Source organism: Frankia sp. RB5 (genome assembly GCF_059816245.1).
The window spans coordinates 13,549-31,631 of sequence record NZ_JCBATA010000041.1 but is presented as its reverse complement, the minus strand read 5'-3'; the positions used below and the strand labels follow the sequence as shown (position 1 = coordinate 31,631).

Annotated in this window: 14 protein-coding genes; 9 read left to right on the top strand and 5 right to left on the bottom strand. The window is 71.8% G+C overall.

All coding sequences use genetic code 11. The features are described from left to right. Window positions 1–11: 11 nt before the first annotated feature. From AC6EXY_RS20995 to AC6EXY_RS20985, 3 genes are all read right to left on the bottom strand, one after another. The gene (locus AC6EXY_RS20995; RefSeq protein ID WP_499817542.1) at window positions 12–1,331 is read right to left on the bottom strand and encodes a cytochrome P450; all 1,320 of its coding nucleotides are present in this window, start codon (window positions 1,329–1,331) and stop codon (window positions 12–14) included. Window positions 1,332–1,396: 65 nt separating this feature from the next. Next, the gene (locus tag AC6EXY_RS20990) at window positions 1,397–2,944 is read right to left on the bottom strand and encodes an FAD-dependent oxidoreductase (protein ID WP_499817543.1); all 1,548 of its coding nucleotides are present in this window, start codon (window positions 2,942–2,944) and stop codon (window positions 1,397–1,399) included. Beyond that, on the bottom strand, window positions 2,934–3,887 hold the full coding sequence (locus AC6EXY_RS20985; protein WP_243407529.1) for a PDR/VanB family oxidoreductase: 954 nt from the start codon (window positions 3,885–3,887) through the stop codon (window positions 2,934–2,936). Before AC6EXY_RS20985 ends, AC6EXY_RS20990 begins: the two co-directional genes overlap by 11 nt. Window positions 3,888–4,110: 223 nt before the next feature. Here AC6EXY_RS20985 and AC6EXY_RS20980 point away from each other — a divergent pair, with 223 nt between their 5' ends. The 8 genes from AC6EXY_RS20980 to AC6EXY_RS20945 all read left to right on the top strand — a co-directional run bounded on the left by AC6EXY_RS20980 (window position 4,111) and on the right by AC6EXY_RS20945 (window position 13,050). Further along, on the top strand, window positions 4,111–5,340 hold the full coding sequence (locus AC6EXY_RS20980) for an acyl-CoA dehydrogenase family protein (RefSeq protein WP_101831961.1): 1,230 nt from the start codon (window positions 4,111–4,113) through the stop codon (window positions 5,338–5,340). 107 nt (window positions 5,341–5,447) lie between these two features. Further along, the gene (locus AC6EXY_RS20975; protein ID WP_499817544.1) at window positions 5,448–5,990 is read left to right on the top strand and encodes a PaaI family thioesterase; all 543 of its coding nucleotides are present in this window, start codon (window positions 5,448–5,450) and stop codon (window positions 5,988–5,990) included. After that, the gene (locus tag AC6EXY_RS20970; protein ID WP_115537951.1) at window positions 5,987–7,015 is read left to right on the top strand and encodes an alpha/beta hydrolase family protein; all 1,029 of its coding nucleotides are present in this window, start codon (window positions 5,987–5,989) and stop codon (window positions 7,013–7,015) included. Before AC6EXY_RS20975 ends, AC6EXY_RS20970 begins: the two co-directional genes overlap by 4 nt. A 238-nt stretch (window positions 7,016–7,253) precedes the next feature. Beyond that, on the top strand, window positions 7,254–8,468 hold the full coding sequence (locus tag AC6EXY_RS20965; RefSeq protein ID WP_101831959.1) for an ABC transporter ATP-binding protein: 1,215 nt from the start codon (window positions 7,254–7,256) through the stop codon (window positions 8,466–8,468). A 171-nt stretch (window positions 8,469–8,639) separates the two neighbouring features. Beyond that, a complete protein-coding gene (locus AC6EXY_RS20960; protein ID WP_101831958.1) occupies window positions 8,640–10,028 on the top strand; it encodes an ABC transporter substrate-binding protein in 1,389 nt (462 codons plus the stop codon). Window positions 10,029–10,034: 6 nt separating this feature from the next. Next, a complete protein-coding gene (locus tag AC6EXY_RS20955) occupies window positions 10,035–10,976 on the top strand; it encodes a metallophosphoesterase (protein ID WP_101831957.1) in 942 nt (313 codons plus the stop codon). Window positions 10,977–11,126: 150 nt separating this feature from the next. Next, on the top strand, window positions 11,127–12,059 hold the full coding sequence (locus AC6EXY_RS20950) for a carbohydrate ABC transporter permease (RefSeq protein ID WP_101829824.1): 933 nt from the start codon (window positions 11,127–11,129) through the stop codon (window positions 12,057–12,059). Between the two features lie 193 nt (window positions 12,060–12,252). Next, window positions 12,253–13,050: a carbohydrate ABC transporter permease gene (locus AC6EXY_RS20945; protein ID WP_101829823.1), complete on the top strand. Its 798-nt coding sequence runs from the start codon at window positions 12,253–12,255 to the stop codon at window positions 13,048–13,050. Between the two features lie 164 nt (window positions 13,051–13,214). Here AC6EXY_RS20945 and AC6EXY_RS20940 read toward each other — a convergent pair whose 3' ends face one another. Further along, window positions 13,215–14,159 carry a type IV toxin-antitoxin system AbiEi family antitoxin domain-containing protein gene (locus AC6EXY_RS20940; RefSeq protein WP_207770112.1) on the bottom strand — a complete coding sequence of 315 codons (945 nt, stop codon included), beginning with the start codon at window positions 14,157–14,159 and terminating at the stop codon, window positions 13,215–13,217. 550 nt (window positions 14,160–14,709) lie between these two features. On the opposite strand from AC6EXY_RS20940, the gene AC6EXY_RS20935 reads away from it, so the two are divergent. Next, window positions 14,710–16,515, top strand: a complete 1,806-nt coding sequence (locus tag AC6EXY_RS20935) for an alpha/beta hydrolase family protein (protein ID WP_499842394.1) — start codon at window positions 14,710–14,712, stop codon at window positions 16,513–16,515. Between the two features lie 606 nt (window positions 16,516–17,121). On the opposite strand, the gene AC6EXY_RS20930 is transcribed toward AC6EXY_RS20935, so the two are convergent. Further along, window positions 17,122–17,745 (bottom strand): biotin carboxylase domain-containing protein, encoded by a 624-nt coding sequence (locus AC6EXY_RS20930; RefSeq protein ID WP_341477166.1) that lies wholly within the window; start codon window positions 17,743–17,745, stop codon window positions 17,122–17,124. Window positions 17,746–18,083: the final 338 nt, after the last annotated feature.

The window sequence follows — 18,083 nt, the reverse complement described above, 5'->3', positions numbered from 1 at the left end:
TTCGGTGGCGCTCAGGCGGCGCGGAAGCGGACGGGCAGTTCAGCCAGACCGCGGATGAGCATGTTCGGCTTGTACGGCGGGGTGTCGGTCAGCGGCTCCATGTCGCCGACGCGGCGCAGCACCTCGGCGAGCAGGATCTCCATCTCGAGCAGGGCCAGCGGCGCGCCGAGGCAGTAGTGCAGCCCCAGGCTGAACGACAGGTGCCGGTTGACGGGCTTCGTCCGGTCGAAGCGGGTGATGTCGAAGACGTCCGGGTTCTCGAAGGCCGCCGGGTCGCGGTTCGCGCAGGCGATGAGCGCGACGACGCCCTGCTCGGGGGCGAAGTCGCGCCCGGCGACGGTCAGCTCCCGCTTGGCGGCGCGGGTGTTCATGTGGATCGGCGAGTCGTAGCGGAGCATCTCCTCGACGGTCGAGGGGATGAGCTCCGGGCGCTCGCGTAGCAGGGCGAGCTGGTCGGGGTGGCGGATGAGCGCCAGCATGCCGTTGCCGACCAGGTTGACGGTCGTCTCGTGGCCGGCGATGAGCAGCGTGACGCAGGTGCCGAGCAGCTCGTCGGCGGACAGCCGGTCGCCCTGCTCCTCGACCGCGGCGAGCTGGCTGATCAGGTCGTCACCGCTGCCGGGCGAGCGCCGGGCCCGCTCGACGAGCGCGCGGAAGTAGGCGAGGAAGTCGGGGATGGCGGCGTTGCGGGCGGCGAGCGCGTCGGGCGTCATGAGCACGTCGGGGTCGAAGGCGCGGGCCATCGCCTGCGACCAGACCTGCACCTGCGGGTGGTCGGCGCGGGGGACGCCGAGGATCTCGCAGACGATCGTCAGCGGCAGCGGGTAGGCGAGGACCTCGATGAGGTCGAAGTCGCCGGCACGCAGCGCGTTGTCGATCAGCTCGGCGCACAGCGCCTCGATACGCGGCCGCATCCCGGACACGACCCGCGGGGTGAAGCCCTTGGTGACCAGGCCGCGCAGCCGGGTGTGGTCCGGCGGCTCCATCCACAGGAAGGTGGACGGGAAGGCGTCGGCGGGCATCGTCGGGTGCAGCTGGTGGGCCTCGCGGTCGTGGCCCCAGTCCTGGTTGGCGAGGATCGCCGTGCAGTCCTGGTGGTTGGTGGCCAGTGGCAGCCCGAACGGCCCGTCGTGCAGCGGCCCGAGGGCGCGCATCTTCACGTACGTCGAGTACGGGTCGTGCCGGTTGGCCGGGTCGAACAGCTCGGCGAGCAGCCGCGCGGACTCGGTGCCGGCCGTCGACGCCCAGGCGGGCAGGTCGGCGGAGGCGGGCAGGTGGGTCGAGGCGGGCGGGTGGGTGGCCGCGGACGGATTGGGGTGGACGGTGACCATGAGGTCTCCTCCTCGACGATGGTCGTGGTGCGTCCCGGGCCGCGGTGCGCGATGCCCGGGACGGTTCAGCCGCCGCGGTTGCCGGGGGTGAGCACCCGCGCGGCCAGCGCCGGACGCAGCAGTGCGGTGGGTGGATCGACAAGGTTCACCACCCGCATCAGGGCGCGGGCGACCACGGGGTCGCCGTGCGCGCGCTGCTGAGCCCGGGCCGCGTATCCCCCGGTGATGCGTCCCCGCAGTCGGCGACGGCCGACCACCTGCGAGTAGCGCAGGTCGGCGGAGGTCGCCATGTCCCAGGCGACGTCCACGACGGGCGCGACCGCCTGGTAGAAGCGGCGCGGGAGCCCGGGCAGGCCGTCCGCGAGGGACGCGCGCAGCACCAGCGCCTGCTGGGCGGCCACTGTCATGCCCTGGGCGTAGAGCGGGTTGAAGCTGCACAGCGCGTCACCGAGGACGACGAGGCCCTCCGGCGGCTGGCGCAGCGCCTCGAAGTGACGCCGCACCGACTCCCGGAACCGGAACGGGACGGCGTCGGTGAGCGGCTTGGCCGTGCTGATGAGGTCGTGGACGTCCGGGACGGGCAGCGCGTGGGCGAACTCGAGGAAGCCGGCGTCATCGGTCGGCGGGTGCTGGCCGAGCAGGCCGGCGAGCGTCACGATCCAGCGCGAGTCCTCGGTGCGGGCCACGCCGGCGCCGACCAGTCCCGGCGCGGTGGCGACGATGACGCTGTTCTCGCCGTCGAGGTGCTCGGGGCGGCGCTCGTAGAGCCGGGACGAGTAGCCGAGGTCGACGGTGACCCGCGAGCTGGGCGCAAGCTGCTGGCCGGCGGCGACGAGCCAGTCCTGGCTGCGGGAGTTGCGTCCGCTGGCGTCGACGACGAGCTCGGCGGGCAGCACGGTGGTGTCGTCGGAGCCGTCCCGGCCGCCGCGCAGGCGCACGCCGGCGACGCGGACGGACGGGCCCGAGCCGACGGTGGCGAGGCCCGCGACCGCGGTGCGCGGGAGCACGCGCACACCGGGCAGCCAGGAGGTGCGCGCCAGCAGGACGCGTTCGAGCAGCGGACGGCTCGCGAGCACGGAGGTCAGCCCGGTCGACGTCGGATGGAGGCGCCGGCCGTACATGTAGTAGCGGCCGCCGACGAGTACCTCGCTGGTCGGCGCGCCGGTGGCGACCAGTTCGTCGACGATGCCGGGGTGCAGCTCCTCGACGATCTGCCGCCCCCGGTCCATCAGCGCATGCAGATGGCGGGCCTGCGGCACGCCACGGCGATCGCCGAACCCGCCCGCGGCCGGGTCGGTCAGGCCGGCGAAACCGTCGGCGTCGCGGCCGGCGGAGCCCAGCGGGCCGGTGGAGCCGTGCGAGCCGGTGGCGGCGGAAAGGCCGGTGGCGGCGGAAAGGCCGGGCAGATCGTCGCGGTCGATGATGGTGACCTGGGCGAACGTCTCGGTCAGGACGCGGGCGGCGAGCAGGCCGGCGACACCCGCGCCGAGCACGACGGCGTGCCCCGCGTCCCCGGACACCGGTCCGAGCGCGGAGATCGGTGTGTCGGCGGACGCGGGCCTGGACGCGGACGGGCGGGCGGAGGCGGCGCCTGGCCGGGGGTCAGAGGTCAAGGGTCAGCCGCTCCGAGCGCGCCCGCGACACACAGATCATCATCGTGGCGTTGCTGGCCCGTTCGTCGTCGGTGAGCACCGAGTCCCGGTGGTCGACCTCGCCGGCGAGCACGGGCGTCTCGCAGCTCGCGCAGGTGCCCTCCCGGCAGGAGGACGGCACGTCGAGCCCGGCGCGGTCGAGCGCGTCGAGCAGGGACTGCCCCGCCCTGACCTTGACGAGTCGGCCGGAGCCGGCGAGCAGCACCTCGAAGGCGCGCTGCTCGGCGTCCTCGTCCTGCGGTCGGGGGCGGAAGCGCTCGAGGTGCAGGCTGCCGACGCCGCGGGCGGCGAACGCCTTCTCGGCGGCGTCGAGCAGGCCCTCGGGGCCGCAGCAGTACAGCCGGGATTCCGTGTCGAGTTCGTCGACGACCTGCGCCACGGGCAGCAGCCCGTGGGTGTCCTCGGGCAGGATGTGGACCCGGTCCGGATGGTCGGCGAGTTCCGGCAGGAAGGCCATCCGCGCCCGGGCCCGACCGCCGTAGTAGAGCCGCCAGTCGGCACCGCGGCGGGCGAGCTCGCGGATCATCGGCAGGAACGGGGTGAGGCCGATGCCGCCGGCCAGCAGCCGGTAGGAAGCCCCGTCAACCAGCGGAAAATTGTTTCTCGGCTGGCCGACGGCTATTTCCGTGCCGGCTACGACCCGTTCATGGATGTACCGGGACCCGCCTCGCCCGTTTTCCTCGCGAAGTACCGCGATTCGCCAGGAACCCAGATCGTCCGGGTCCCCGCACAAGGAGTACTGACGGATCTCTCCGTCGGGCAGTCGAATATCGATGTGGGCGCCGGGTTCCCACCGCTCAAGTGCTTCTCCCCGCGGGTCCGTCAGCGCGATGACCAGCACGTCCTCAGCGGCCAGAGTCGCCTCGTCCACCCGCAGGACCGTCCAGCGAGATGCGGAAGTCACTCGCAAACCGTCTCATGCCACCCGCGTTCACAACCTCGATCAATCCAACGGCAATCACCCCATCGAAAACACCGATGGCCGGCGACCGACACGTCGGGTGGTCGCAACAATGGCTCGGCACACCGCGCAATTTCACCGTGCGCCGGGACCGCCGCGGCCGCACCGGAATGACTTCGGTGAAGCCCATGGACACGGCGCGCCGACGGACCTTGGGAGCACACCCGTGAGCGAGACCCTCCTCGAACCGGGCGAGGCGCACCTGCCGACCCCACCCGCCCCGGCCGGCGGCACCGCGCTGGAGGTGGCGGCGCGCACGGCGCGGTTCGTGCGGGAGACGGTGATCCCCGTCGAGCGGGAGATCATCGTCGACCGGCGGCCGGTGACCGACGAGCTGCGCCTGGAGCTGAACGCCGCCGCCCGCGCCGCCGGCGTGTTCGGGCCGCTCTCCCCGGTCGAGTACGGCGGGCTCGGGCTCGACTTCCGCGGGCAGGCCCACGTGCTCGGCGCCGCCGGCGAGAGCCTCGTCGGACCGCTGGCGCTGCACTGCTGGGCGCCCGACGACGGCAACATCCACCTGCTCGACGACGCGTGCACCACCGAGCAGCGGGAGCGCTATCTCGCCCCGCTGGCCAGCGGCGAGATCCGCTCGGCGATCGCGATGACCGAGCCCGCGCCGGGCACCGGCTCCGACCCCGGCATGCTGCGCACCACCGCCACCCGGGTGGGCGGCGACTGGTCGATCAGCGGCGCGAAGCACCTGACCACCGGCGCGGACGGCGCGGGGTTCACGATCGCGGTGGCCCGCACCGACGTCGGCCCGACGATGTTCCTGGTGGACGGTGACAACCCGGGCATGCGGGTGGTGCGCCGGATGCCGACCCTGGACTTCTCCAGTGCCCCGGGCGGGCACTGCGAGGTCGTGTTCGACGACTGCCGGGTCCCGGGCTCCACCGTGCTCGGCGAGGTCGGTCTCGGCCTGGAGTACGCCAGTGCCCGGCTCGCCCCGTCCCGGCTGACGTTCTGCATGAACTGGCTGGGCCTGGCGAACCGCGCGCACACCCTGTCGGCGACCTACATCACCGAACGGCACGCGTTCGGTGTCCCGATCGCCGAGCACGGACTGGCCCAGGGGCTCGTCGCCGACAACGAGATCGACATCGCGGCGGCGCGGGCGCTCGTCCACGCCACCGCCGCGACCCTCGACGAGCTCGGCGCCACCAGCTCGGCGGCCCGCCACGGCGCGTCCATCGCGAAGACGTTCGTCTCCGAGGCGGTGTGGCGGGTGCTCGACCGCTCGGTGCAGCTGTTCGGCGGGCTCGGCGTCTGCGAGGACTACCTCGTCGCCCGGTTCCTCGTCGAGGCACGCGCCTTCCGCATCTACGAGGGGCCGTCCGAGGTGCTGCGGGCCTCGGTGGCCCGGCGCGTGTTCCGCCGCGTCGGCCGCCGCGCCTGACCCCCCGTTCCACGTCCGACCACCCGTTGGTCGGACCCACCCCTTGGTCGGACCCATCCGTTGGTCGGACCCATCGGTTGGTCGGACCCATCCCTTGGGAGAACACGGTGAGCAACCCGTCAGTCCTGGCTCCGAACGCGTCCGCGTTCGCCGCCTTCGCCCGGCCGGGCGCGGCCATCCCGGACTTCGAGCACATCCGGCGCCTGGCCAACCAGGTGGTGCCGTTCGGCGCGTTCGTCGGCGTCGAGGTGACCGAGGTCGACGCGGAGCACGCCGTGGTGGAGATCCCCGACCGCGCCGAGCTGACCAACCAGATGGGCACGGTGCACGCCGGCGCCCAGTTCCTCGCCGCCGACATCGCCGGGGCCTGTGCGTTCGTCGGCGCGGCGGCCGCGCGGATCGGGGAGGTGGCCTGGCTCGTCGTGCGCGACAGCTGGTCGTCGTTCCGCCGGCCGGGCCGCGGCCTGGTGCGCGCGGTCGCCACCGTGGAGGAGCGGGGCGTGCGCCAGGTGCTCGCCGCCACCCCGGGCCAGCGGGTCGAGCTCGACGGCAAGGCGCAGCTGTGGGACGCCTCCGGCGGGCAGATCGCCACCTTCCGCTTCGCCTACGTCGCCGAGATGGTCGCCGCCACCGCGACCCCCGCGCCATGACCGAGACGACACCCACGCCCAGCCCTATCGCGGCGGACGCGACGGCAGCGGCTGGAGCGGCGCCGGCCGGGACAGCCCCTGGAGGCGGCAAGGGCCGGGACGGTGGCGAGTTCGCCGCGCTGGAGTCGATCACCGTGCCGAGCGAGGGCGGTGTCTCGTTCGTGCTGCGGGTGCTGCCGGCCGACGACCCGGCGGCGCCGGTGGTGTTGATCCTGCCGGCGATGGCGCTCAAGGCGAAGTTCTACCTGCCGATCGCGAAGGCACTGCGTGCCGCCGGGCTGTCCGTGGTGACGACCGACCTGCGCGCGCAGGGCGAGGCACGCCCGGGGCTACACGACCAGCCGACGTTCGGCTATCGCGAGCTCATCGAGGTCGACCTGCCCCGGGTGCTGGCCGCGGTGGCGTCCCGCTTCCCGGGTGTGCGACCCCATCTGTTCTGCCACAGCCTGGGCGGTCAGGTCGGTCTGCTGCACGCCGCCGCCGCGGCCGGCGAGGCCCGCGCCACCGCCGGCCGGGACGGCGATGGCGGCGGCCAGGTCGCCGGTGTCTGCGTGATCGGGACGGGGACCGTCTACTGGAAGGCGTTCGGGTGGCGGCGCTGGGCGGAGGCGCTGTACTCGATCCAGACGATCGGCCTGGTCGCACGGGTGCGCGGGTACTGGCCGGGCGGCATGCTCATCGGCGGTGCGATGCCGGGGCGGGTGATGACCGACTGGGCGCGGCATTCCCGCACGAGCCGCTACCGACCCCGTGGCACCACCCGCGACTACGACCGGCTGCTCGCCGAGCTCGACATTCCGGTGCTGGCCATCTCGCTGGACGAGGACCGGCTGGGGCCGAAGTCGAACGTGGACTTCCTGTGCGGCCGGATGCCGAACGCCCGGCTGGATCGCTGGCACATCACCGCCGCCAGCGGCGTCGCCCACCGCGACCATTTCGCCTGGGTGAAGGACGCCGCCGTCATCGGCCCGGCGGTGGCCGCCTGGATCCGTGAACGCCGGGTGCCCGGCACGGGCCCGGCATAGCGCACGGCGGCGGCGCCCGACGCTGCCGCGACGATGTCCTTTCGTGTCATTCAAAACTCCAATGAGGGGCGGTCACGGACGTTTTAGCCGTGATCCGTTCACCGCAAATACACCGAGCCATGCTGAACTTCAGCTGCTCGTCGACACCGAAATACTCGGCACGTACACGGTTCGGGCGCGGAAGTTCATCGATGACGGGATCTCGCGCTGGAAGCGCCCGGGACGTCAGGGGGAGTCAGTGAGTCGTATCACGGTCCGGAACGTCACCCGTCGCTATGGTGACACGGCGGCCGTCGACGGCGTCAGCCTTGACATCGCCGACGGCGACTTCCTCGTGCTGCTCGGGCCCAGTGGCTGCGGAAAGTCGACGCTGCTGCGCACCATCGCCGGTCTGATCGCCCCCAGCGAGGGCCGCATCCTCGTCGATGACCGGGACGTCACCGACACGCCGGCCCGCGGCCGTGACCTGGCGATGGTGTTCCAGAGCTACGCGCTCTACCCGCATCTGACGGTGGCCCGCAACATCGGCTTCCCGCTGCGGGCGCGGCGCCGCCCGCGCGCCGAGATCCGCGCCCGGGTCGCCGAGGTGGCGCAGATCCTGGACCTGTCGGCCCTGCTCGACCGGCGGCCGCGGGAGCTGTCCGGCGGTCAGCGCCAGCGGGTCGCGCTCGGGCGCGCGCTGGTCCGCGACCCCGGCGCGTTCCTCATGGACGAGCCCCTGTCGAACCTCGACGCCCAGCTGCGCACCGCCACCCGCACCGAGATCACCGACCTGCACCGCCGGCTCGGGCGCACCTTCGTCTACGTCACCCACGACCAGGTCGAGGCGATGACGATGGCGACGTCGGTGGCCGTGCTCAACCGGGGCCGCCTCGAGCAGGTCGGGACGCCGGCCGAGGTGTACGACGTGCCGGCCTCGGCGTTCGTCGCCGGATTCCTCGGCTCGCCGCCGATGAACCTGATCCCCGCCGACATCGCCAGCCGGGACGGCCGGCTGCACGCCGTCGCCGCGGGCGTCGACGCGCCGCTGGGCATCGAGGTGCCCCGCACCGCCGACGGCGGCACCGACCCGTCCGCGGGCCGCGCGGTGCTGCTCGGTGTCCGCCCCGAGCACCTGACGGCCACCATCGGCCCGGACGCGGCGGCGGGGCAGAACGGCTCGGCCGGACAGAACGGCTCGGCGGGACCGGACGCGGCGGCCGCGGCGCTGCGCGGCACGGTGCGCACCGTCGAGAACCTCGGCAGCGAGGAGATCGCGCACGTCGTCGTCGGCGACGGCGAGGTCCGGGTGCGAGTACGCCGCCCCGCCGGGCTCACCGCCGGCGACACCGTCGCCCTGCACGTGCGCCCCGAGCACACCCACCTGTTCGACCGCGAGTCGGGGCGCCGCCTCGTCTGGCGGCCGGACCAGCACACCTCGATTCCCGCCGCCCGGGTGCCCGTCACCACCTGACCCGACGCGCGGCGGGACCGGCCAGGCGCTCCCTGGCATCCCAGGCACACCCGGCACCCAGGCACCCAGGCACCCAGGCACCCAGGCACCACACGCACACCGTCACACCGTTCGTCTCCACGTCTCGTTTCGCCACGCCGCCCCACCTTTCACGCCGCCGAGGAGCGACCCGTGAGAAGACCGTTCACCCGCCGATCACTGTCACTGGTGACGCTGGCGGCCGCGACCGCCGTGTCCGTCCTGGCCGCCTGTGGCTCCCCCGGCGGGGACGAGCAGACCAGCGCCTCCACCCGGGTTCCCGAGCTCGGCAAGGACCAGAAGGTCTCGATCGTCTTTGAGAGCTACAACTTCGGCCAGGCCGGCGCCTGGACGAACACGTTCAACGACCTGATCGGCAAGTTCGAGAAGGCGCACCCGAACATCTCCGTCACGGCGCAGAAGCCGAAGGGCTCGAGCCCCAACCCGGCGACCGACACGATCTCGAGCATCCAGAGCCAGATCGCCGCCGGCTCCCCGCCGGACGTCGCCCAGGTCGGCTTCAGCGACCTCGACTTCACCATCCACTCGCTCGGCGCGAAGCCGCTGGATGACCTGTTCGGCAAGGACGCCGTCCAGAAGAACTTCGACGGCGCGAAGTACCCGTACGCGCCCACCGCGCGGACCCTCGCCGACTGGGACGGCAAGACCTACGGCGTCCCGTTCGTCTTCTCCACCCCGGTGCTCTACTACAACGCCTCGCTGTTCACCAAGGCGGGCCTCGACCCGTCGAAGCCGCCGACGACCTGGGCGGATGCCGAGACGGCCGCCAAGACGATCGTCGAGAAGACCGGCAGCAAGGGCCTCTACCTCGACTGCCTCACCAAGACCGCCAAGGACTGGTGCTTCCAGAGCCTGGTCCGCTCCAACGGCGGCCGGGTCATCTCCTCGGACCGCACCACGCTCACCTACGACCAGGCCCCGGCCGTGCAGGTGGTCCAGGACGCGCAGCGCTACGTCAAGGAGGGCCTGACCCCGGTCCTCAGCCAGAAGCAGGCCTACGAGAGCTTCGCTCGCGGTGAGATCGGCATGTTCCTGGAGACCAGCTCCATCCAGGCGACGTTCGTCAAGGGTGCCAAGGGCGGCAACTGGGACCTGCGCGCCGCCCGGATGCCGAGCTACGGCTCGAAGCCCGCGATCGCCACGAACTCCGGCGCGTCCCTGTTCGTCCTGTCCAAGGACCCCGCCAAGCAGCGGGCCGGCTGGGAGCTCATCAAGTTCCTGACCAGCGAGGACGCCTACACCGAGATCTCCAGCAAGATCGGTTATCTGCCGCTGCGGACCGGTCTCGTCGACGACCCGGCCTACCTGCAGGCCTGGGCCAAGGCGAACCCGCTGATCGTTCCGAACATCGCCCAGCTCGACAAGATGGAGCCGTGGGTGTCCATCCCCGGCAACAGCTACCTGCAGGTCCGCGACGGGATGATGGACGCCGTCGAACGGTCCGTCTATCAGGGCGCTGACCCGCAGTCCACCCTCACAGCGGCCCTGAAGCAGGGGGCCGCCCTCATGCCGAAGGCCTGATTCCCGATGACGACGACCGGACCGGCCGAGTTGACCCTGATCCAGGTGAGTGACACTCACCTCGTCCCTCGCGGCCAGTTGGTGCATGACCGGATCGATACCTTTGCCCTGCTGGAGACGGTCGCCGCCGCGGTGGCCGCCTCATCCGGTCCGGTCGCCGGGATCCTGCTCACCGGGGATCTCGCCAACGACGGCGCACCCGAGGCCTACCACCGGCTGCGCTCCGTGATCGAACCGCTGGCCGAGCGGCTCGGCGCCCCCGTCGTGTACGCGATGGGCAACCACGACGAGCGCGCGCCCTTCCGCGCCGAGCTGCTCGGCGGCGCCCCCTGCGCCTCGGCACCCGGCGCGAGCACGGGGACGGGCTCGGGCGCCGGCTCGCCTGCGGCCAGCACCGGGCTTCCCGAGGACCCCTGCGACCTGGTCCATGACATCAACGGCCTGCGGATCGTCGTGCTCGACTCGACGACGCCGGGCCGGCACGACGGCTGGCTCACCGACGCCCAGCTCGGCTGGCTGGCGGAGGTGCTCGACACGCCGGCACCGCGCGGCACCCTGCTCGTCGTCCACCACCCGCCGCTGCCCTCCCCCGTCCCGACCGCCCACCTGCTGCGCCTCGCCTCGGCGCAGCGCCTCGCCAAGGTGATCGACGGTTCGGACGTGCGGATGGTGCTGTCCGGGCACTCCCACCACGCCGGCGCGGGCTCCATCGCCGGCATCCCGGTGTGGATCTGCCCGGCCCTCGCCTACCAGGTCGACGGCCTGCCGCCGGCCGGGCGGCACCGCGGCCTGACCACCGGCGGGTTCAGCCGCATCGACCTGATCGACGGCCAGTTCGTCGCGACGGCCGTGCCGCTGGAGGACTGCGGCGAGCTGTACAACCGGGACGCGGCCGAGTGGATGGAGTTCATCCGCAGCGTCACCCCGACGACGAACCCGGCGGCCTGAGCCGTGTTCGTCGAGGTCGCTCCCCCCAGCCTGCCCGCCCCGGCGTCGCCCCCCGGCGCCGGGGCGGGCACCCCCGCGCGCACGGCGGACGCGCTCGCCGCTGCGGACGCTGTCGCCACGAACGGCGCGACGGCCGTGGCGGGCGCTTCCATGGCCGCCGCTCCCGTGGCCGCCGCATCGGCGGGGCGGCGGTCCGCGTCGAGCGTCGCCCGCCGGCTCGGGCGGGGCGTCGTGCCGTACCTGTACCTCGCGCCGGCGCTGGGCATGCTCGTGGTCTGGACCTACCGACCGCTCGCCGAGACCGTGAACTACTCGTTCTACTCGTGGAACCTGTCGCCGACGACACCGGCGGAGCCGGTCGGCTGGCAGAACTACCACCGGGTGTTCACCCTGCCCGACGTGTCCGGCTCGGTGTGGCGCACCCTGCTGATGATCGCCATGCTGCTGCCGTTCACCATCCTCATCCCGATCGTCGTCGGCCTGCTCACCCGGGAGGTGCGCGGCCGGGCGAAGACCGTCTACCAGGCGCTGATCTTCGCGCCCTTCCTCGTCGCGCCGGTCGCGAGCGCCGCCGTGTGGGAGTGGATCCTCACCCCCGACTCCGGCGTGCTGGACCGGGCGACCGGGCTGAAGACGAACTGGCTGCACGAGCGGATCCCGGCGCTGCTGTCCATCACCGGGATCGTCGGCTGGCAGATGCTCGGCTTCGCCGTGCTCGTCGTCGCCGCCGGCCTCGCCTCCATCAACGGCGACTACGCGGAGGCCGCGTCCGTCGACGGCGCCTCGCGCTGGCAGGCCACCCGCTGGCTGACCCTGCCGCTGCTGTCGCCGACGCTGGTGTTCCTGCTGCTCACGACGGTGCTGCTGGCCGGCACGTGGACGTTCCCGCTGATCGACACGCTCACCCAGGGCGGCCCGGTCAGCTCCACCACGAACATCTACTACCTGCTCTGGCAGTACGGGTTCAAGAACTTCGACGCGGGCCTGGCGGCCGCGGCCGGAGTGGTGTTCTTCCTCGCGTTCACCCTGGTCGCGCTGTTCCTCGTCTGGCTGTCCGACCGCCTGGCCTTCCACGACAACTGACACGCCCGCGCCGCTCGGGCGGCATGACGGCACCACTGACAGGAGAGCGGACGTGGCACTCGCCATCGAATCGCCGCTGGCCGACGACCGGCCGACCGCCACGGCGTCCGACGCCGCCGACACCACCCCCGGTGCCGGCGCGTCCCGGAGGGCGGCGGCCGGCGACGACGTTCCCGGCGGCCGCTCGCGGACGATGACCGTCGTCGGCCACGTCACGCTCGCCCTGCTCGGCCTCGTCTGTATCTTCCCGATCTACTGGATGTACGCGACGTCGCTGCGCCGCCCCAACGACGTGTACAAGACGTCGTACCTGCCGTGGCCGCTGTCGGTCGACAGCTACTCGCAGGCCCTCGACCAGCTCGACCTGGGCCGACTACTGCTGAACACGACGCTCGTCGCCCTGTTCACCGCCCTCGGCCAGCTGCTGACCAGCGTGCTGGCCGCCTACGCCTTCGCCGTGTGGACCTTCCCGGCGAAGCGGCTGCTCTACCTGGCCTTCGTCGGCACCTGGCTGGTGCCGTTCCAGGTCACGATGCTGCCGAACTACGTGCTGCTGCACGACCTCGGCCTGCTCAACTCGCTGTCCGGTGTGGTCGTGCCGAACCTCGTGTCGGCGCTCGGCGTGCTGATGCTGCGCCAGCACTTCGACAGCTTCCCCAAGGAGCTGCTGGAGGCGTCCCGCATGGACGGCCGCTCGTCCTGGGCGACGCTGTGGACGGTGGTCGTCCCGAACCTGCGCGCCCCGCTGGCGGCGCTGTCGATCCTGCTGTTCGTGAACGCCTGGAACGAGTACTTCTGGCCGGCGATGGTGCTCCAGCGCGGCAACCTGGTCCTGCAGCTCGGCATCAACAGCTTCATCAACTCGGTCGAGACCGAGGAATGGGGCCCGTTGACCGCCGCCGCCGGCCTCGCCACCCTCCCCATCTTCGCCCTCTACCTGGCCCTGCAACGCCACGTCATCAACGGCTTCGTCCGCTCCGGCCTCCGCTGACCCTCCCCCACCCACCTGCCTACGCGGCTGAGCACGGCCGTGTCGCATAATCTGGGCAAATCGGACAGCCGCCCGCGAATTCGCGACACGGCCCCGCTCTCCCACGCACACCGCCGGACCACGGCACCTCGGCGCGGCGAAGGGACGGGTGGATCTTGGGCGGATCAGTAGGGCGAGGCGTCGTCGCCCCGGCGCGACTCGGCGGCGCGTACGGCGGCGCCCACCATCTTCACCAGCTGGGCCGCGCCGACGGTCACGTCCCACCAGGTGAACCGCAGGATCTCCCAGCGGAGTCGGACCAGCGCGTTCTGCCGGAACCGGTCCCGATACAGGGCCGCAGGCACGCTATGCGGCCCGACGCCGTCCGCCTCGACCGCGAGCCGCAACGAAGGCCAGGCGAAGTCGACCCGAGCGACGAACCGGCCAGTCGTCGGATCGCAGACCGGCCACTGGCACTCGTCAGGCAGCAGCCCGAAATCGCCGAGCAGGAGGCGGACCCGCGTCTCCAGCGGAGACTCCGCCCGCCCATCGATGCGGTCCCACCAGCCGCGGGCTCGGCGGCCATTCGGCCGCGCCGACACCCGGCCGCGTAGATCGAGCACGTCCGCGGCGGCCAACTGGCCGGCGAACAGCATCGCGTCGACGACGCTGACGAACTCCTCGCGATCGCACAGCAAGGCGAGATCCTCCAGCGTCCGCGGAACCGTGCAGACGCGCAGGCCGCCGAGGTCGACGATGTCCGAGTCGCGCAGCTCCAGGCGACGTCGCCGATAGCCCGTTCGATCCCGCCGACGATTGCCGGTGGGCAGCGCGAGGTCGGTCGGCTCGTCCGACCTGAAGGCCGCCAGCCCAGGCAGATGATGCAACCGGGCTGCGGTCCGCCCACAGATGGTGCCGCCGAGGACGGACTGCGCGGCCCGCGCTCGCGCCCGCACCTCGTCGCGTACAGGCGGTATCAGCAAGGCCCCCTGCAAGGGAGAGGACCATCCGTGACGCCGCCGCCGCGACAGGGCGTCGTCGGACATGCCCAGCTGACGGGCCTGCTCACTGGTCACGACATCGTCCTGACGACGAGCCAGCGCGACGACGCGGTCGTGTGGCGTGGACATCATCCCACTCTCGGACATGCCCCCTGAACACGGCAGCCGTATCGGCCCATCTGTGGAGGACCGCGCCATCGCCTCAGCGGTACTACCAGCTGTGGAAAACCAAGCGCCCTGGCGTTACAGCCCTCGCAAGATCGTGATGGCGGCTGAAGCTGGTCAGGGTTGGCGGACCTCGGCGAACAGCTCCTGCGGAGGCCGTTGTCAAGGTAGGTCGCCGACAACATGGACCGCCAGACGTCGTTGCAAAGACATTGCCGCCGCCATCAAATCTGTCTGCATACAGAATATTTGACACCGATACGCGAGAAGGGCTATTGGGGGCAAGGACGTGAACGGCTGGCTGCGATGCCGGAAGGCGTCCATGGGGATCGATTGGGTGTCACCGTGCAGGTTACGGTGCCGAACTGGCCTGTTGGTGCTGAATGGTGCGAGCGGTCCGGAGTGGGCGTCGTATTCCTCCTGGTAAACCGGATGAGCGCGTTCCCATCAGGTCGACGTCATCGCGTCGGCAGCGCGGCGGGGTCGCGCCGTACTGCTTCTGACGGGAGTTCTGATGTCCTCGACAAGCGCCGCGGCGAAACGCCCCGGCCACCGCTGTCGGACAGCGCTGGTGCTGGTGGCCGTCGCGGCGGCGGTGGCTGCCTGTGGCACCTCGGGGGCGGCGCCGCCCGGGGCGGAGATCGTCTCCCGTCCCACGGGCGCGCCGAACCCGAGCCCGGGGGCGACGCAGGGCGCGCAGGTGCACGGCGGTGCGGCGGCCGGCCTGCCCGCGGCCGGCCTGTCCGCGGCCGGCCTGTCCGCGGCCGGCCTGTCCGCGGACGCCCCGCGCCCGCGTGCGTCCAGCGACGCGGCGCCTACCCGCGCCGCCGGGCCGCCCCAGCAGACGATCACGGCGCGGGATGGCACCGTGCTGACCGCCACCGTCGTCGTCCCGCCGGTGCCTGGACGGTATCCGCTGGCCGTGATTCCGGCGGCCTGGGGATTTCCGAACACGGTGTTCGACGTGCAGGCGAAGGAGTTGTCCGCGCGTGGCTACGTGGTTCTGACCTACAACACCCGCGGCTTCTTCAGCTCGGGCGGCACGGTGGACGTGTCCGGACCCCGTGACGTTTCCGATGTGTCCGACGTCATCAGCTGGGCGCTCGCCCACACGCCGGCGGATCCGGCCCGGGTCGGCGTCGCCGGACTGTCCTACGGGGGCGGCATAGCCCTGCTCGCCGCGGCGGCCGACGCACGGGTCCGGACGGTCGCGTCCCTGAGCGGATGGACGGACTTCGGGTACTCCCTCTACGCCGCGGACACCCGTCACAAGGCCGCGCTGGATCTCCTCACCAGCCTGCTGCAGAAGACCGGACGGAGCGGGGCGGACTTCACCACGTTCCTCGACGACTACAACGGCCTGCGAAACATGCCCTCCGTGCTGGCCTGGGCGAAGGCGCGCAGCGCCGGCAGTCTCCTGGACGCCGTCAACAGGCATCACCCCGCGGTCTTCATGGCGGCCGCGTACGGCGACAACTTCTTCGCGCCGAATCCGCAGATCGATTTCTTCACCGGGCTGACCGGGCCGAAGTCGCTTCAGCTCGCTCCCGGCGACCACGGAACCAACGAGATCGGCGGCCTACTCGGGATTCCCAACGGGGTGTGGTCGTCCGCGTGGGACTGGTTCGACCGCGGTCTGCGTCCGGGGTCACCGTCCGCAGCGGCGCCCGCGCCCGCGGCCGTGCGGCTCACGACGGACGGCGGCGGCGTCGAGACCTACCCGACCTGGGCCGCGGCGACCCGCTCCACGACGACGCTGCGCCTGGGGCCCGCGCCGCTGGGCACCGGCGATCTGTCGCCGACCGCCGCCACCGGGAGCTGGTCGACGTCGATCCGGTCCGGCACCGACACCACCGCCAACGCCGGCACGGTCCTGATCACCAAGGCCCTGCAGGGGATCAGCCACCTGCCGCCGACGCTGCGCCTCGACTCGGTCGATCGGCGGGACGGCGCGGTCTGGCAGGCGCCGCCGACCCCGCTGCCGCAGCGTATCCGCGGCATCCCGACCCTGCGGCTGTCCCTGACGCCGAACGTCGACACCGGGACCGTGGTCGCCTACCTGTACGCCACCAGCCCCACCGGCGACTCCACCCTGCTCAGCAAGGCCGTGCACACCTACCTCGGGGCGACGCCCGGCCAGCCGCAGGCAGCGACGCTCGCCTTCGACCCGGTCGCGACGGACGTGCTGACGGGATGCCACCTCTCGCTGGTCATCGACACGAAGGACGATCTCTACCTCGACATGGACCGCGCCGGTGGCACCGTGGCGTTCGGTTCACCGAGTGCCCAGCCGTCCCAGCTGAGCGTGCCGCTCGGCTGAGCTGGGACGACGCGGTCCGGTTCGAGGTGCGCGCTGTTCCGTCGGCCGCGGGGCATGGTTGTCCCCGGCCGGCGGGCCAGCCGTACCTCGCGGGCTTTGACGGTGGACGTCCGACCCGTCGAAGTCAGACCATCATCAATCATTATTGTGGTTACGGAATGCGGGTCGGATATCTCCGGCCTGGCCATCCCTAGCATGTCACCACCAGCCCGGCACGTTCCCGCACGCCCTTGGACGAAGACGGATCGGGGTGCATCTGACGTGAGCAGCGACGCTCGTGAGAAGGCTGGCCCGGCGTGGTCCTGGAAGACCAAGGCCACACCGCGCCCCTCGGTGGACCTGCGAACCGATGTGCCGCACAGTGCACGTGACCAAGGTGCCATGGTGTGATCCTCGCCAGTGCGTGCCGCGTGTCGCGGCAGGTGGACTACGGGCATCGGGGCGCTGGGCACCAGAGCTCGTGGTGGCAGTGTGCCCTTGGCCGTCGCCACTTCGGCACTCGTTCGTGCCTCCAGCGTGTACCGCCGGTGGTACACCTCACGCTCACCGACCCGAGCCTGTTTCCATCGCGACCTGATCTCGGGAATGGCCGACTCCGCGGGTGCTTCATAACCCGCACGCCCTCATGCTCACGATCTTCCCGGCGAAGCGGCCTTCCCGCGTGACAACGGTGGCTGTCGTCCACGTGCGCCGCTGATTTCCCGTGAGCGCCGCCGCTGCGCCCACTTCACCGCGCCTGGACTGTCGTGAAAACGCGAAAGGAGCGTCACCGCCGGATCCGGCGGATGCGGGGTCTCCTCTCCGGTGCGGGGCCCCTGCCGTGTGGTCGGCGGCACGCGACAGATGAGGCTGCCACGCCCCAACGATCCGGTGGCCGCTGCAGCAGAGCCCGCCTGTTGAGGCGTCGAGCCAGCGGGTGGCGATGAGGGACGTGTCGTGGGTGCCGGCACGGAAGGACGGATGGTCGAGGGCGTCGCGCAGGAACGGCGCCGTGGTGGCGAGGCCGGGGCCGTCGACGACCGTCTCGGTGAGGGCGCGGCGCATGCGGGCGATGGCGCCGGCGCGGTCGGGGGCCCAGACGACGATCTTGGCGAGCAGCGAGTCGTAGAACGGCGGGATGCGGTAGCCCGTCTCCAGGTGCGTGTCGACGCGGACGAACGGGCCACCGGGCAGGACGAGGCGGGTGACAAGGCCTGGAGTCGGGCGGAAGCGGATGGTCGCGGTCGTCAACCGCAGTGCGCCCGCTGGCCGGACGTGTGGTGACGCGGGTGAATGTCGCAATCACCCGGAACCACCTGCGCTCACATCCATAGAGTAATTATATCGTCACCCTACGTATAGACTAGCCATGTCAACGAAGGTGAGGCCTTCGTCGCCGATCTCCGCGACGAGGGTCTCTGACGAAGGTGTGAGGCACGAACGTGCTCATCAAGCCAGCCGCGGGGCGCGCGGACCGACAAGATTATTCTCATCACGACGAACCCAGCCAACTCCCCAACAGGTGGCGGCGGACGACACGGCGAGCCGGCCGGCAGAACCGGCACAGACGCCGGCCCGGCGGCGATGAC

Excerpts from the sequence above, each read along its gene's own strand:
- AC6EXY_RS20940 (WP_207770112.1), bottom strand. The coding sequence starts at position 14,159 with ATGTCCACGCCACACGACCGCGTCGTCGCGCTGGCTCGTCGTCAGGAC.
- AC6EXY_RS20945 (WP_101829823.1), top strand. The coding sequence starts at position 12,253 with ATGACCGTCGTCGGCCACGTCACGCTCGCCCTGCTCGGCCTCGTCTGT.
- AC6EXY_RS20955 (WP_101831957.1), top strand. The coding sequence starts at position 10,035 with ATGACGACGACCGGACCGGCCGAGTTGACCCTGATCCAGGTGAGTGAC.
- AC6EXY_RS20995 (WP_499817542.1), bottom strand. The coding sequence starts at position 1,331 with ATGGTCACCGTCCACCCCAATCCGTCCGCGGCCACCCACCCGCCCGCC.
- AC6EXY_RS20970 (WP_115537951.1), top strand. The coding sequence starts at position 5,987 with ATGACCGAGACGACACCCACGCCCAGCCCTATCGCGGCGGACGCGACG.
- AC6EXY_RS20950 (WP_101829824.1), top strand. The coding sequence starts at position 11,127 with ATGGCCGCCGCTCCCGTGGCCGCCGCATCGGCGGGGCGGCGGTCCGCG.
- AC6EXY_RS20935 (WP_499842394.1), top strand. The coding sequence starts at position 14,710 with ATGTCCTCGACAAGCGCCGCGGCGAAACGCCCCGGCCACCGCTGTCGG.